This window comes from Polaribacter sp. HL-MS24, assembly GCF_032758595.1.
GTDB lineage: Bacteria > Bacteroidota > Bacteroidia > Flavobacteriales > Flavobacteriaceae > Polaribacter.
The window spans coordinates 2,075,805-2,091,009 of record NZ_CP136415.1 but is presented as its reverse complement, the minus strand read 5'-3'; the positions used below and the strand labels follow the sequence as shown (position 1 = coordinate 2,091,009).

The 15,205-nt window shown below is 33.0% G+C and carries 15 protein-coding genes and 1 pseudogene; 9 read left to right on the top strand and 7 right to left on the bottom strand.

What is annotated here, in order from left to right:
* Window positions 1-28: 28 nt before the first annotated feature.
* Window positions 29-979 (top strand): lipid A deacylase LpxR family protein, encoded by a 951-nt coding sequence (locus tag RRF69_RS09870; protein WP_316939620.1) that lies wholly within the window; start codon window positions 29-31, stop codon window positions 977-979.
* On the opposite strand, the gene RRF69_RS09865 is transcribed toward RRF69_RS09870, so the two are convergent.
* Window positions 968-2,395, bottom strand: a complete 1,428-nt coding sequence (locus tag RRF69_RS09865) for an ATP-dependent RecD-like DNA helicase (protein WP_316939619.1) — start codon at window positions 2,393-2,395, stop codon at window positions 968-970. The two genes, RRF69_RS09870 and RRF69_RS09865, sit on opposite strands and share 12 nt — an antisense overlap.
* A gap of 107 nt (window positions 2,396-2,502) precedes the next feature.
* On the opposite strand from RRF69_RS09865, the gene RRF69_RS09860 reads away from it, so the two are divergent.
* From RRF69_RS09860 to RRF69_RS09850, 3 genes are read left to right on the top strand one after another with little or no spacing between them, the layout of a single operon-like run.
* Window positions 2,503-3,246, top strand: coding sequence for a hypothetical protein (locus tag RRF69_RS09860; protein WP_316939618.1), 744 nt, complete (start codon window positions 2,503-2,505; stop codon window positions 3,244-3,246).
* Window positions 3,227-4,045, top strand: a complete 819-nt coding sequence (locus RRF69_RS09855; RefSeq protein WP_316939617.1) for a DUF3822 family protein — start codon at window positions 3,227-3,229, stop codon at window positions 4,043-4,045. The genes RRF69_RS09860 and RRF69_RS09855 overlap by 20 nt, the downstream gene beginning before the upstream one ends.
* Before the next feature lie 3 nt (window positions 4,046-4,048).
* A complete protein-coding gene (locus RRF69_RS09850) occupies window positions 4,049-4,597 on the top strand; it encodes an RsmD family RNA methyltransferase (RefSeq protein WP_316939616.1) in 549 nt (182 codons plus the stop codon).
* A 52-nt stretch (window positions 4,598-4,649) separates the two neighbouring features.
* On the opposite strand, the gene RRF69_RS09845 is transcribed toward RRF69_RS09850, so the two are convergent.
* Genes RRF69_RS09845 through RRF69_RS09825 form a run of 5 tightly spaced genes read right to left on the bottom strand, consistent with a single transcriptional unit; the run spans window position 4,650 to window position 9,727 of the window.
* The gene (locus RRF69_RS09845; protein WP_316941135.1) at window positions 4,650-5,603 is read right to left on the bottom strand and encodes a MoxR family ATPase; all 954 of its coding nucleotides are present in this window, start codon (window positions 5,601-5,603) and stop codon (window positions 4,650-4,652) included.
* Window positions 5,603-6,985, bottom strand: a complete 1,383-nt coding sequence (locus RRF69_RS09840; RefSeq protein WP_316939615.1) for a peptidylprolyl isomerase — start codon at window positions 6,983-6,985, stop codon at window positions 5,603-5,605. Before RRF69_RS09840 ends, RRF69_RS09845 begins: the two co-directional genes overlap by 1 nt.
* Window positions 6,951-7,796, bottom strand: coding sequence for a hypothetical protein (locus tag RRF69_RS09835; protein ID WP_316939614.1), 846 nt, complete (start codon window positions 7,794-7,796; stop codon window positions 6,951-6,953). The genes RRF69_RS09840 and RRF69_RS09835 overlap by 35 nt, the downstream gene beginning before the upstream one ends.
* Window positions 7,796-9,430, bottom strand: a complete 1,635-nt coding sequence (locus tag RRF69_RS09830) for a peptidylprolyl isomerase (protein ID WP_316939613.1) — start codon at window positions 9,428-9,430, stop codon at window positions 7,796-7,798. Before RRF69_RS09830 ends, RRF69_RS09835 begins: the two co-directional genes overlap by 1 nt.
* A 12-nt stretch (window positions 9,431-9,442) precedes the next feature.
* Window positions 9,443-9,727 carry a DUF493 family protein gene (locus tag RRF69_RS09825; RefSeq protein ID WP_316939612.1) on the bottom strand — a complete coding sequence of 95 codons (285 nt, stop codon included), beginning with the start codon at window positions 9,725-9,727 and terminating at the stop codon, window positions 9,443-9,445.
* Window positions 9,728-9,802: 75 nt separating this feature from the next.
* Here RRF69_RS09825 and RRF69_RS09820 point away from each other — a divergent pair.
* The 5 genes and pseudogenes from RRF69_RS09820 to RRF69_RS09795 all read left to right on the top strand — a co-directional run bounded on the left by RRF69_RS09820 (window position 9,803) and on the right by RRF69_RS09795 (window position 14,299).
* Window positions 9,803-10,362: pseudogene (locus RRF69_RS09820) on the top strand (AAA family ATPase).
* Window positions 10,359-12,254, top strand: a complete 1,896-nt coding sequence (locus RRF69_RS09810) for an ATP-dependent DNA helicase RecQ (protein ID WP_316939610.1) — start codon at window positions 10,359-10,361, stop codon at window positions 12,252-12,254. The pseudogene RRF69_RS09820 and the gene RRF69_RS09810 overlap by 4 nt, the downstream one beginning before the upstream one ends.
* Window positions 12,251-13,195: a methionyl-tRNA formyltransferase gene (gene fmt / locus RRF69_RS09805; protein WP_316939609.1), complete on the top strand. Its 945-nt coding sequence runs from the start codon at window positions 12,251-12,253 to the stop codon at window positions 13,193-13,195. Before RRF69_RS09810 ends, fmt begins: the two co-directional genes overlap by 4 nt.
* A gap of 184 nt (window positions 13,196-13,379) precedes the next feature.
* Window positions 13,380-13,652 carry an HU family DNA-binding protein gene (locus RRF69_RS09800; protein ID WP_316939608.1) on the top strand — a complete coding sequence of 91 codons (273 nt, stop codon included), beginning with the start codon at window positions 13,380-13,382 and terminating at the stop codon, window positions 13,650-13,652.
* Between the two features lie 83 nt (window positions 13,653-13,735).
* Window positions 13,736-14,299 (top strand): YqgE/AlgH family protein, encoded by a 564-nt coding sequence (locus tag RRF69_RS09795; RefSeq protein WP_316941133.1) that lies wholly within the window; start codon window positions 13,736-13,738, stop codon window positions 14,297-14,299.
* Here the strand turns inward: RRF69_RS09795 and RRF69_RS09790 are convergent, their stop codons facing one another.
* Window positions 14,300-15,133, bottom strand: coding sequence for an aminotransferase class IV (locus tag RRF69_RS09790; protein ID WP_316939607.1), 834 nt, complete (start codon window positions 15,131-15,133; stop codon window positions 14,300-14,302).
* Window positions 15,134-15,205: the final 72 nt, after the last annotated feature.

Below are 15,205 nucleotides of genomic sequence, written 5' to 3'. Positions count from 1 at the left end.
AATCACAAAGCTTATATTTGATTTTCTTATGAAAAATAGTATTCTAATTTTGTTTTTTTGCTCTTTTTCTGTTCTCTATTCACAGAAAAAACTCCGCAAAGAGTTTAGTTTTCAAACGGATAATGATTATTACATCTCCATTTCTAAAGATCGATATTACACCAATGGTATTTTTTTAACCTATCGTTACCTAAGTAAAAATACCACTAAAAAGTTAGAAAAAAAAATTTTAGAGTGTAAAATTGGGCATCAAATGTTCACTCCTTATAAAGTTGAAGTTACAGATGTTTCCATGCATGACAGACCTTTTGCGAGTTATCTCTATGGAAGTTTTGGCATTCATCGTATCTATCCCAACAATCAAATTTTTATTACCTCTCTACAATTGGGTATGATTGGTCCTGCTGCATTTGGAAAAGAGTTACAAGATGCCATTCATACTATAAGAGGTTTTGTCAAGGCTGAGGGTTGGAAGCATCAAATCAAAAATGCATTTGGATTGAACTTACAGGCATCTTATCAGAAACTAATCATAACAGATCCCTCCAACCACTTCGACCTTACTTGGAACAATAGTGCAAAAGTGGGAACTGTTTTTACCAATATTTCTAGTGGTTTTTTGGGACGAATGAGCTTTTACCCTTTACAAGAAATGATGAATTCGATTGCTTTCAATACTAGCATTAATGATCATTTTTCTAAATATCATAACGAGCAGGAAGTTTTTTTCTATCTAAAAACACATTTTAATTACACCTTGTATGATGCAACAATACAAGGTAGTTTTTTAAATACAGGTAGTGAAGTAACCAAAAAACTCATTCGTGAATATATGAGCCTTGAATTTGGACTTCGCTTTTCCATACACCGATTTAATTTTGGATATGCCTATCATTTAAATGGAAGAAAGTCTAAAGACTTACGATATAAAAATGCCAATTATTTCGGAAGCATTCAACTGAATTACTTATTCAACTAAATCGAAACAATCTTCTTTAAAACCTATTAAATAGAGCTTCTCTTGGGCTCTGGTAATGGCTGTGTATAGCCATCGGTAATAAATTACTGAGGGTCCTTCTGGCAAATAGGGTTGTTCAATAAAAACAGTTTTCCACTGTCCCCCTTGCGATTTATGACAAGTAATGGCATAGGAAAACTTAATTTGTAGCGCATTGAAATACTTATTGTTTTTTATGGCTAAAAACTGCTTGAATTTAGATTTTTCATCGGCATAATCCTCTTTCACTGCTTCATACAATTTATTTGATTCCTCATAAGACAAAGAAGGACTCTCGCTAGAAAGGGTATCTAACATCACAACCGTTTCGAAAGATTTGATGTTTGGGTAATCGATCATCCTAATTTCTACTTCTGCAAATTTAAAACCATACAACTCTTTGATTGTTTTAATCCGAACCACTTCACAAATATCACCATTCGCGATAAAGCCTGCATCAGAAGTGTCGTCTAACCAATAATAATTGTTTTTGACCACCATGATATAATCGCCTGTAGAAATCTCATTTTCTTGCCCTCGTATCTGATATCGTATTTGCTCGTTGTATTGATTGGCTCTTTTGTTGGAACGGACGATAAAGGCAGTGTCTTCTACTCCATTTTCATAGGCAGTTACAAGTGCATCTTCGATATCGTACCCATCAGTCAATCGAATAATATCGGGAAATTTGATATCAAACCTAAAATCTACATTTTGTTGTTGAATTTGTAATCGCAATTGAGTCGCATTGGCTAGGATACCAGAATTCTCGTGCTGACGAGTCACTTCATCCAATTCAATTTCTACTACATTTTTATCATAATCCAACTCCAAGGTATCAGATACCAACGCTGGACTTACATCTAATTTTACAGGAGGAAGCTGAGCCGTATCTCCTACAAAAACCAATTTACAGTTTTTACCAGAATACACATAAGAAATAAGGTCATCCAATAAAGACGTCGAATCAAGGAGCTGACCGTTTTGTGACTTGTCCGGAATCATAGAGGCCTCATCTACAATAAAAATAGTGTTGGTGTGCTTATTGGGTTGAATGACAAAACGGACTCCCCCATTGCTTTGTTTTTTTGGAAAATAAATTTTCTTATGAATTGTAAATGCAGGTTTCTTAGAATATACGGCGATTACTTTGGCGGCTCTACCTGTTGGTGCTAGTAAGACCGATTTCATTCCAGCGTACCTTAAGCCATTCACAAATGTACTAATGGTAGTCGTTTTTCCGGTTCCGGCATACCCTTTTAAAATAAAAATAGCATTCCTATCGGGATCAAATATAAAATTCCCCAATAAAGCAAACAATTCGCGCTGTTTGGTTGTTAGAGTAAAAGGAAATTTTTGTACGATTTCGGTATAAAAATCGGCTGGAGATTTGATCATAAAATTGATAAAAGATCAAAGATACATTGAAATACGAATAAAAATTTTTATCATTGAAAAAAAATTGTAGATTTGCCACTATACTCTTAAAATAAACAAAATATCAGATGGGATTAATATTACAGATTTTAGCAGCGATTTTAGTTGCAATTGGATTGGCTATCGTAGTCGTGAAGTATTTACCTTTAAAGTTAAGATGGATAGCTTCGTTGCTATTATTAGTTATAACAATTTTATTGGTTTCTAAAATTTACAATGGTATTATGGAACCTATCCATTTTAATGAAGAAAAAGTTAAAAGATATACGAAAGTTGTTGAAAAATTAAAAATCATTAGAAAAGCAGAAGTCCGTCACTACCAAGTAACAGGAAAGTATTCCAAAGACAAGGCGGGATTAATTCAATTTATTGACAGCGCAGAACTAGCACTTACGGAGATTAGAGATACTGTGATCCAAGTAAACAAAGGCTCTAGATGGCAACCCCTGATGGTCGCTGTAGAAAAGAGAATTAAAGATACGATTGGTTATGAACCCGTATTGAAGTATTTTAAAGACCTTGACTATAAAACAATGTTTCAAGTTCCAGGAATTGAAGGAAAAGAATTTGAATTAGAAATTGGTACTGTTGAAAAAGTACAAGGCTTAGTTGTTCCTACCTTTGAAGCAAAAACTGATAAAAAATCAATCTTAGAAGGCTTAAATCCTTCGTTAATAAAACTTGAATTAGAAGCCAATGCTACTGATCAAATTAAAGGAGAGTTTATATCTGTAGGTTCTTTAAACGAAGTAACTTCCGGTGGAAACTGGCCTCCTTCATATGACAAAAAAAGTGACAAAGAAGACAATTAACACATCATTAGAGAAATCTAATCATCATAAATTATCCATCCAATTTACATTGGATGGATTTTCTTTTTGTATTACAAACTTAGATACTCAAAATATCTTACATTTTTGCGAATATACCTTTGCAAAATCTCTACAAACCGCCGATAATTTAGTTACGGAAATTGAAACTATTTTTAAAGAAAATAGTTTTCTACAAGAAGATTTTTCAGAAGTTTTGGTCGTTCACCAAAACAATTTATCTACCTTGGTTCCTGAGGCGTTTTTTAATGAGAAAAACCTTAAAGACTACCTAGGGCACACAATTAAAACCTTAGCGACTGATTTCTATGCCTTTGACTCACTTCCTTCGATACAAGCTCATAACGTTTATCTACCGTTTGTGAATGTCAATAACTACTTATTTCAAAATTATGGCGAATTTGAATACAAACATGCAACCACTATTTTAATAGAAAAACTGATTAAAATTTCAAACAAAGAAGAAAAGACCATGTATGTTGATGTTCAAAAACAACACTTTTCGATAGTAGTATTAGAAAAGAAGCAGGTACTCCTTTCAAATTCATTTTCATTTGAAACAAAAGAAGACTTTATTTACTACATTCTTTTTACAGCAGAACAATTAGGCTTGAACACCAATACATTCCCATTATTTTTCACAGGAGAGATTGAAAAAAATGATGCCATTTATAAAATTGCTTTTCAATATGTTAGAAATATAAATTTCTTACAAAGCAAAAACCCAATATTTTCAAACACCACTTTCTCCAATCATACAAACTATATACTTTTAGGATAACCAATGCGCATCATCTCAGGAAAACACAAAGGAAGAAGATTATCGGCACCAAAAAAATTACCTGTACGACCTACTACAGATATGGCAAAAGAGTCGTTGTTTAACATTTTAAACAACACTTATTATTTTGATTCCATACGCGTACTAGATTTATTTGCAGGAACTGGAAATATTAGCTTTGAGTTTGCTTCTCGTGGTACCAAAGAGATTTATGCTGTAGATAGCTTTTTTGGGTGTATCAAGTACATCAACGAAACTGCTAAAGAGCTAGATTTAGACATCAATACTTACAAAAAAGACGTCTATGTTTTTTTAGAAAAAACACCCCTTAAAGCCGATGTAATTTTTGCAGATCCTCCCTATGATTTTGAAGAAGAACAATTTTTAAAAATTGTAGATTTGGTTTTTGAAAATGATTCGCTAGAAGAAGAGGGAGTCTTAATCATTGAGCATTCAAAACACACCGATTTGACAAAACACGAAAAGCATTCTTACGACAAAAGGTATGGAGGAAATGTTTTTAGCTTCTTTGAACATACAGAAATATCTTAAATTGATAAAGAATCACTTTTTAAAAATCGTAATCTTTTTTTCCTGAAAAGTGCTAAAATAATGTGGTAATAATCTCTGAAACACTAATCCCTTCTGCTTCAGCTTTGTAATTTTTCACAATTCGATGCGAAAGAATAGGTATTGCCACTGCCTTGACATCTTCGATATCTGGAGAATATTTTCCGCTCACAATTGCATGTGCTTTGGCTGCTAAAATTAAATTCTGTGAGGCTCTAGGACCTGCACCCCAATCCAAATATTTTTGAACAAAGTCACTCGCTTCTATTGACTTGGGCCTTGTTTTTCCAACTAATTTCACTGCGTATTCAATCACATTATCGGCTACAGGAACTCTTCGGATCAACTGTTGAATAGCTATAATTTCTGGAGCAGACAAAATAGGTGTTATGGCATTCACGATTGAAGAGGTTGTGTTTTTTACCACAAGTACTTCTTCTTTAAAAGTAGGATATTCTAAATGAATCGAAAACATGAAGCGGTCCAACTGTGCTTCTGGCAAAGGATAAGTTCCTTCTTGTTCAATAGGGTTTTGTGTTGCTAACACAAAGAAAGGAGGAGCTAAAGGGTATTGATTTCCTGCAATTGTTACACATCGCTCTTGCATTGCTTCTAGCAAAGCAGCTTGAGTTTTTGGGGGTGTCCTATTGATTTCGTCAGCAAGAATGATGTTGGCAAAAATAGGCCCTTTTAGAAATTTAAAATGACGATCTTCATCCAAAATTTCACTTCCTAAAATATCAGAAGGCATTAAATCAGGAGTAAATTGAATTCGTTTAAAATTCAACCCTAACGCATCAGAGACCGTATTGACTAAAAGAGTTTTTGCCAAACCGGGTACCCCAATCAAAAGTGAATGACCACCGCAAAATAGAGAAACGAGGGTAAAGTGAACCGCTTCATTCTGCCCTACAATGATTTTTCCTATCTCCTTTTTTAATTGATGATACTTTTCGACTAAATTATCTACGGCTACGACATCTGACATTACTTTCCAATTTCCTTTTTCCAATTTCTTTCGAAACTGCATTTTGCATGCTTATTATTCAGCTTGATATATGTTTCAAAAATTTTCTCTTTAGACCACTTTGCAATCGTTTCTTCCTTCTTTTTTCGAAGGGCAAGAGTTTGAATTTTTTCATAATCCTGAACCAAATCTGCTGTATGAGTATTGGTTCTTTCTCTCATATAAAAAAACTTGTACATTTTTTCTCCTCCTCTACTTTCATCATAAAATGGAGGTGTCATGCTTCCTTGCTGTAGATCGTTGACTCTAGCGTACAAGGCTGGATCCATTCTGGTCAAATCGAATTTAGATTCTCCTGTTTGACCATTGATAATCAGTCCTCCATTGTTTTTGGTATCTTTGTCTTGAGAATATTTCTTGACAGCTTCTTCAAAGGTAATTGAACCTGATTCTATCTCTTTGATTATATCTTCTACTTTCTTTTCAGTTTCTTTTAATTTTTCATCTGGAATTTCTGGTTGCATTAAAATATGAGACACAGATCTAGTGTTTCCTTTGATTTTATGCAGCTGAATAATATGATATCCAAACAAAGATTTGAAAGGTTCTGATATTTGACCTTCTGTATCTAAGGTAAATGCTACTTCTTTAAACTCTTTGATAAACTGAGTTTCTTTCGTCAGTTCGTATTTACCGCCATTTTGAGTTACCGCTGGATCATCGGAATTGATAATCGCTTTCATTTTAAAACTAGACCCATCAAGAATATCCTGTCGAATTTCTTTCAATTTTTCAACAATACGGTTATTCTCCTCCTCAGTAGGTTCTGCATACAAAACAATTTGGGCCAATTCAATTTCTGCTGGGAATTCTGGCAATTCGTTTTTGTCTTTTAAACCTTGATAGTACAAACGAACCTCTTCGGGAGTTACATCTACTTTTTCTGTGATTTTTTGTTGCTCCTGTTTTACCAAAGCATTTTCCTTTTCGATTTTGTACAATTCTTTTTTCAAATCGTCTTCATCATTAAAACCATAAGCAGAAACCATTTTTTCAACAGAACCGTATTGTTGCTTAAAGTAAGCAATATTGTTTTCAACACTTGCATTGATTTGAGAATCTGAAACAGTAACACTGTCAATAATCGCATGATGAGAAAGTAATTTCTGTAACATCAGTTGCTCTAACATTTCACAATCGGATATTTCAATTTTTCCTTCACTGTTTGATAAAACTTCTTGCTTAAACTTATCGATATCAGAATCTAAAACAATATTCTTTCCAATCACAACTGCAACACCATCTATTTTAACTTTCTGAGCTGTCCCTTGAATTGAGATCGCAAAAAAAGACAGTAAAATAATGGATTTAATATATTTTGAAACTTTTGTTTTGTATGGCATCTTTAACTATTATTTGTTCTATTTTTCTAATTAATTCTATTTTACGTTGGTGTAAAATTAATTGTTTGATGGTCGACTCAATATAACTCATTGGTGCAAGATCGTTTCTTTTTAAAACATCTTTAACAGTGACCAAATATAAACTTAATGAATCTTGTTTCTGAATGAATTTTGTTTTTTTTAACAGGATTTCTCTCGAAAAAGGGATTTTTAACAAAATGTTATCTAAAGCAACCCAAACACTATCATTTAATTGAAAAGAATTAAAGGTCAATTGATGTTTTTCTAAAGCTTCTAAATCTTCAATCTCATCGGATTTGAATAAGGATACAATCTCTTTTTTATTGATTAAATCCTTTTTAAAGTGTAAATACTTTATTTTCAAAAGCTCTTCATTGAGTTTAAAATTTTGTTTGTTCAATTCATAGTACTGCTCAACTTCTTCATCAGAAATAAGGGTATCTAATTGTTGTTTGATCAATTGCTCTTTATAATTATTTATTAACAAACTTTGCTTATAGTTTTCAACCAAGTTATTAATTTTAGCATTTTCTTGCGAAGTATTATTGTCTAAGGATTTTTTTAGCATAATTTTTTTCACTCCCCAATTGTGTATCATATTTTTCACAATCACCAAACTATCCTCTTTAGAAATATTTTTTGGAACTAAATTCCGAATATCATCTACAAACAATTCATCATCAAAAATTGACGCTATAGGAACTGGAACAAGAATTTCTTCTTTTTTAAAGCTCAGATAATTACATGAAGAAAAAAGAAAAAGAATCGAAAGAAATGAGATGAATTTCATTAGTTTTTTTCGTAAAATTGAATCAGTTTTTTTAATTGTTTTTTGTTCACGATGACTTGGTTCTTCTTTCTTAAATCTGAAATCCAGTTTTGCTCTAATAAATTTTGATAATCATTGATGACCTGCCCCTTGATTTTGGTTAAATCATCCTCGGAATAGTTCTTTTTATTTTTTATAAAAAATTCTTTCAAGCCTAAAGTATCCTTGGTCGATTTTTCCCATACTTTTTCTTTCATCAATTCAAACAAAAGCAAGCCGTCTTCGTATTCTTTAAGTGTATTTGCATATTCAGGTTGGGTATGCACTAGATTTTCTTTAAAATACCTTAGTATTTCTTGATCCTTATAAGCTTCGAAAAGCACATTTATGGGAGTGTTTTTCTTATTCTGAATAGAGGTTACGAAATCCTCTTGAGTGAATTTTTTCTCGTTAATTTGCAACAAAATATTTTGTAAAGAATCTTTGGGAATACTCCTAATCTCTTTTCGTTTGAAAATTGCTTTGGAGCTTTCGTTGACTTCAATTTGATATGTATTCTTTAACTTGTTTAAAACAGCTTCATCAGAAAGCTTCATAGTACCGCTATTTTTTAAGCGAGTAGTTAGTTCAGCTTTCATTTCCTCAAAAGATTTTACAGGATGTTTTTTTATGAGTTGTATGATATGCCATCCAAAACGAGTTCTGAAAGGAGCAGAAAATTCCCCCTCTCTTTTCAAAGAAAATGCTGCTTTATCAAAAGGTGGGACCATTCTTCCAGAACCAAATTTATTCAATCTTCCACCATTCCCTTTTGAAGAAGTATCATTCGAGTATTCTTTTGCCAAAGATTCAAAAGATTCATTCGCATTTAGTTTTGCATATGCCTCTTCAATTTTTGCTTTCCCTACCTGTGTCGTATCTGTAACTAAAATATGTGCTACTTCTACTTCACCTTTGGAAGGTCGTATAGAATCTACCTTCACTATATGATACCCAAAACGGGTTTTAAAAGGCATCGAAATCTCTCCAATTTTTGTATTGTAAGCTGTATTTTCAAAAGGGTATACCATTCTAAATGCGGAAAAATAGCCTAAATTACCTCTATTTCCTCGGTATTTTCTCTGCAAATTATCTCTCGCAGACTCATCTTCAGAGGTCTCTTCGGCAACAGTTTCAAAATCCTCACCAGCCATAATTCGGTTTCTAATTTCTACAATTTTTTGATAGGCTGCTAAAGTGTCTGCTGGACTTGCATCCATAGCAGAGCGAATTAAGATATGCTTGGCTTTGATTTCATTTTTAGTTCTATAGTAAGCATCCGATAATAATTTTTCTATTAAACTTTTATCTTGTAAGTAAGGTGCTGATAATTGATTTCGATACATCTCAATCTCCTTCTTGTAGGACGGGAGGGTATCTAATTTAATTGCATAAGCTTCCTTCACTTTTAATTTGAAATTGATGAATAAATCTAAATTATTCGCAATGTCTTTTGAAGCTTCACTCTCAATAACGTTTAAATTTTTTTCGTACACCTGTTTAAAATCAGCAACTGAAATTTTTTCATCATTGATCGTTACTAATGTTTTAGACTTCGTTTGAGAAAAAACGAATGTATGCATCAACAACATACTTACTACAATAATTTTTTTCATGATTTAGACTCCTTATAATGATACTATTCCTTTTATTTTTTCAGCTTTTTGGTAATACTCAATAACCTCTGTTGCATTGATTACTTTTAAAAGAACGGTTAAACTTTCGTATTTGCCAGTTTTTGATTTTTTTGTTGTTATCACAGCACCTCCTTTATTAAAAACATCTTGTACTTCTTGTACTTGATTTTCGCTTGTAGGGACAATAAATTTGTACATGTACTCTGCTGGAAAATCTGTTGTATCTTCTAGCTGCAGTTTTAAATTTGAATAAAACGCATCTCTTTCATTAACCATAAATTCTATTTTTTATTGTTTACTTTAAAATAACAATACACAAAATTACACTAAAAACTTAGTTTTATAAAGGGAATGATTTATTTTTGTGATATGCAGCAGAAAATTGTTTTAATTGGCGGGCTAGGAACAGGCAAAACCTCGGTACTAAATGCTTTAACTAATCAAGGTTTTTTGTGCATGCAGGAAGTCTCAAGAGAAGTAACCCTAAAAGCAAAAGAAGAAGGAATCGAGCAGATGTTTTTGACAGAGCCTCTACTTTTTAGTACACTGCTTTTAGAAGGAAGAGAGCGACAATACCTAGAAGCTTCTCAAAGTAAAGAGCCTCTTATTTTTTTTGACAGAGGAATCCCAGACGTGTTTGCCTATATGAATTATTTCAACACTCCGTTTCCAGAAAAATTTTTATCGAAAAGCAATGAATATCTTTACGACAAAGTATTTATGTTTGCTCCTGGGAAGAAATTTATATCTCCGACAATGAGCGGTATGAAACTTTTGAGCAAGCCCAATTCATCAATACATTTATAGAAAAAGCTTACGAACAAATTGGTTATAAAATGATCAATGTTCCTTTTGGTAGCATCACCGATCGAAGCCAATTTATTCTCAATTCGTTAGAGCATTCACTATGAGTACCTCAATAGAAATACTCAAAGAGTATTGGGGCCATCCAAAATTTAGACCCTTACAGGAGGAAATCATCGCTGCGGTTTTAGCAAAAAAAAATATAGTTACCTTATTACCTACTGGAGGAGGGAAATCGATTTGTTTTCAAGTTCCAGCTCTTTTAGAAAAAGGAGTTTGCATTGTTATTTCTCCCCTTATAGCGTTGATGCAAGATCAAGTGAATAGTTTGCAAGAAAAAGGAATTAAAGCTATGAGCATTCCTGCGAAAAGCACCCAAGATGATATCGTCTCACTTTTTGATAATTTAAAATTTGGTAACTTTAAATTCTTATACATTTCTCCAGAACGTCTTCAGTCTAGTCTCATTCAACAAAAAATAAAAGAACTTCACGTTTCATTTATTGCTGTAGATGAAGCACATTGCATTTCAGAGTGGGGTCACGATTTTAGGCCCTCTTATAGAAATATCAATGTTTTGAAAGCAATTTTACCCGATGTGAAAATGATTGCATTGACTGCCACAGCAAATCAGAAAGTAATTGACGACATTCATAATAATCTAGGAATTGAAGATGCCCTTCTTTTTAAACAAACCTTTAAAAGAGAAAATCTGGCATATCAAATTTTTAAAGTTGAGGATAAATTGAATCGACTTCTTGAGATTTTTAAAAAAACAAAAACACCTGCAATTGTTTATGCCAATTCAAGAAAAAGAACCGAAGAGATTTCAAATTTTCTAAATGCCAATAACTTCAAAAGTAGCTTTTATCATGCAGGTCTATCTTCAGACATAAAAAAAGTAACTTTTGACAATTGGATGAGCGAAAAAACCCCCATTGTTGTAGCGACGAATGCCTTTGGTATGGGAATCGACAAAGCAAATGTAGGAGTTGTTATTCACTTGAATATCCCATCTAGTATAGAAAACTATGTGCAAGAAGCAGGAAGAGCGGGAAGAAATGGTAAAAAATCATTTTCGGTTGTATTGCAAAATGATACAGACATTCGACTTTTCGAAGAACAGTTAGAACATCACTTACCCACAATTGTAGAAATTAAAAATGTTTACAAAAAATTGTTTCAATATTTTCAAATAGCCAATGGAGAATTGGTCGAAACTCCATTTCAATTTGACGTATTTGCATTTAGTAAAAAATATGAGTTTTCAGCTTCCAAAGTATCTACCTGTTTAAAATTACTGAATAACCAAGAAATTATAAGTATACACTCCGATTTCAATAAAAAATCAGTGTTGCAATTTACAGCCACGAGCAAACAAGTCATACATTTTACTCAAAGAAATAAAAAACTACATCATTTTATAGCGATCGTCTTAAGAAGTTATGCAGGTTTATTTGAGCAAGAAACAAAAATTGATGAATATTTTTTGGCAAAAAAAGCTGGATTGACCCATCAAATGGTTTGTGCCTATTTTACTGCCCTAGAAAAAGAAGAGATTTTGATATACAAGCCCGCCCTATCCAATTCCGAAATACTGTTTTTACACCCTAGAGAAGACGAAAAAACGATCAACAGAAGTGCCAAAGAAATTGAACACTACCTTCTTCAAAAAAGAAAAAAGGCAACCGACATCATTCGTTTTATAAAGAATGACAGTATGTGTAGAAGCATCCAAATACTGCGCTATTTTGATGAACTAAAAACCATACCCTGTGGTATTTGTGATGTGTGTCTGTCCAAAAAAAAGAGTCCTGATTCTTTGAAAGCAATGATTTTAGAACTACTCTCCCAAAATACATCGTTAAGTTCTTTAGAGATTTGTCATCGTATTGAAGCCAATGAAAAGCACATTTTAATACATTTGCAAGCATTGGTATTGGAAGATACTCTAGCAATCAACAATCAAAACAAATTCTATTTAAAGAACAACGAATGAGAGATATCCGAATTATTTTTATGGGAACCCCAGATTTTGCGGTGACAATTTTAAAAAAATTAGTTTCAGCAAATTATACAATTGTAGGTGTTGTTACTGCGCCTGACAAACCCGCTGGTAGGGGAAGAAAAATTCATCAATCTGCTGTAAAAGAATATGCAATGTCTCAAGGATTGCCCCTCTTGCAACCTCTCAATTTAAAAAGTGAAGCATTTCAAAAAGAGTTAAAAAATTTAAATGCCAATTTACAAATAGTGGTTGCGTTTAGAATGTTGCCCAAAGAAGTATGGCAGATGCCTGCTTATGGAACATTCAATCTTCACGCTTCTTTATTACCTGAATATCGAGGGGCAGCTCCCATTCATTGGGCTATTATAAATGGAGAAACCAAAACTGGTGTTACTACTTTTTTTATTGATGATAAAATAGATACTGGAGAAATCATCCTTCAAAAAGAAGTTGAAATTGATTCGGATGAGATTGTTGGAACCCTGCATGACAAATTAATGCACTTAGGTGCTGACTTGGTGAACGAAACCGTAGCATTAATTCAAAACAATACCGTAACAACCTATACACAACCCGAGCTGGAAGAAAAATCGGCTTACAAACTGAATTCTGATAATTGTAAAATTGATTGGAACGCACCTTTAGAGACCATCTATAACAAAATACGTGGATTGAATCCTTTTCCAGCAGCATGGACCAACATCATAGATGGTGATGAAGTAATTTCTGCAAAAATATATGCTGTTCGTAAAGAATTTACTCCACATAAAAATGAGATTGGAACCATTCTTTCTTCAAAAAAAGAACTAAAAGTTGCTGTTCAAGGTGGCTACCTCTTTATTGATGAAATTAAACTCGCTGGAAAGAAAAAAATGGATTCAAAAAGTCTTCTCAATGGCTACGTTTTCAGTACGGAATCAAAAATGATCTAAAGCCCCTATTGGTATGGTATTCGAGAGATAACCCTGTTTTTTAGTGCTGTTATTAACAAAATCACTCTATTTATTAACAAAACAGGATTTTTTTAGGGTGTTAATTTGCGTGAAAGCTGAATCCGTCTATATTTGTTAAGCCGATAGGCAAAAACTTTACACTAATTTTAAAAATTTAATCATTATGAACAAGTCAGATTTAATCGACGCAATCGCTGCAGACGCAGGAATTTCTAAAGTAGCAGCTAAGGCAGCATTAGAGTCTTTTACTAGTAACGTAACTTCAGCTTTAAAAGCTGGTGGAAAAGTTGCATTAGTAGGTTTCGGAACATTTTCTGTTTCTAACAGAGCTGCTAGAAATGGTAGAAACCCTCAAACAGGAAAAACAATTCAAATTGCTGCTAAAAACGTAGCAAAATTTAAAGCTGGTGCTGGTTTAAGCGAAGCTGTAAACTAATACGTACTCTTAAGTTATATAAAACTCTCTTATTTTTTAAGAGAGTTTTTTTTATGGATTAAAAAAAATGTATCTTCGATCTAATAAAATCATTAGCTATCAAACCAGAAAAAGGAAACTTACTCATTGCTGAGCCTTCTATTTTAAATGACAACTCATTTAATAGAACCATCATTTTGCTTACAGAATTGACAGAAAACAATGCTGTTGGCTTTATACTGAACAGACCCTTAGAGTTTACTCTTCAAGATTTATTGCCTGACATTCAATCAAAATTTACCGTATATGAAGGAGGACCTGTAGAACAAGACAACCTCTATTTTGTGCATCGTGTTCCCAATTTGATTCCCGATAGTGTTGCCGTAAGCAATGAAATTTATTGGGGAGGAAATTTCTCAACCCTCAAAAAATTATTAGAAAACAATGTCTTAGACAATTCAGATATTCGATTTTTCTTAGGATATTCTGGATGGACAAAAGAGCAACTTTTAGAAGAAGTAAAAAGCGATTCTTGGTTTGTTTCAGAAAATGACTTCGATAATATTTTTGCTAAAGACAATGCGACTCTTTGGAAAAATAAATTGTTACAAAAAGGAGGTGCTTACAAACTTTGGGCAAATGCTCCTAGTGACTTCAATCAAAACTAATTACTTCTTTAATACTTGTAAGATTCGTAAAGAATTCGAAAGCTTTTCTCCAATTGCAGTAGCAAAAACTTTCTTCCGGTAATTGGTCACTGTTTGCACTCCGGTAATCGCGTTAGTGATAAAGACTTCGTCTGCTTTTTGAATTTCGAAAGGTGAGATGGAAGTTTCTTCAATTGTAAAATCTTCGTTTTTTGAGATGATTTCTATAATCTTCCCACGAGTAACTCCTTTGATACAGCCTTCTGTTAAAGCAGGTGTTTTAATAACTTGATTTTTTACAATAAAGATATTTCCATTGGTCGCCTCAACTACTCCTTTATTTTCATTTAAAAGGATGGCATTGTTCAAATCATTTTCATGGGCAAATATACTTGCTAGGGTATTGAGCATTCTATTGTTTGTTTTCACTGTAGAAAGCAATCCTGAATAATTGTAAAAATCCTTATACAAATCAATGCTGTAACTTCCTTTTTCAAGAATTTTGATTGGGGAAACCTCCAATAAATAATCAATTTCGTTGGTCGCCGGGGTATACAAACCACCGTCTCTTCTATAGACAGACAAACGAACTCGATAAGACGTTGCTGCGTCTTGAACTTTTACTGTTTTCAAAATTTCTTCTTCCAAAAACTCTAAAGTAAAAGACATTGGTATGTTCATTCGCAACATTCGCATAGAAGCCATGAGTCGAAAATAATGATCTTCCCAAAAAACAACAGAATTCTGGGCTACTTTTACGGTTTCAAAAAGGCCATCACCGTATTTAAATGCCCTATTGTCTTTTGTTAAAGTGATCTGATCTGAATGGACGAGATCGCCGTTGAAGTTTACCATCTGTAGATTTTTAAAAGCGTAAAATTACTGTTTTTTGTATGAATGAAGCATAAAAAAACCCGACGATTTGTC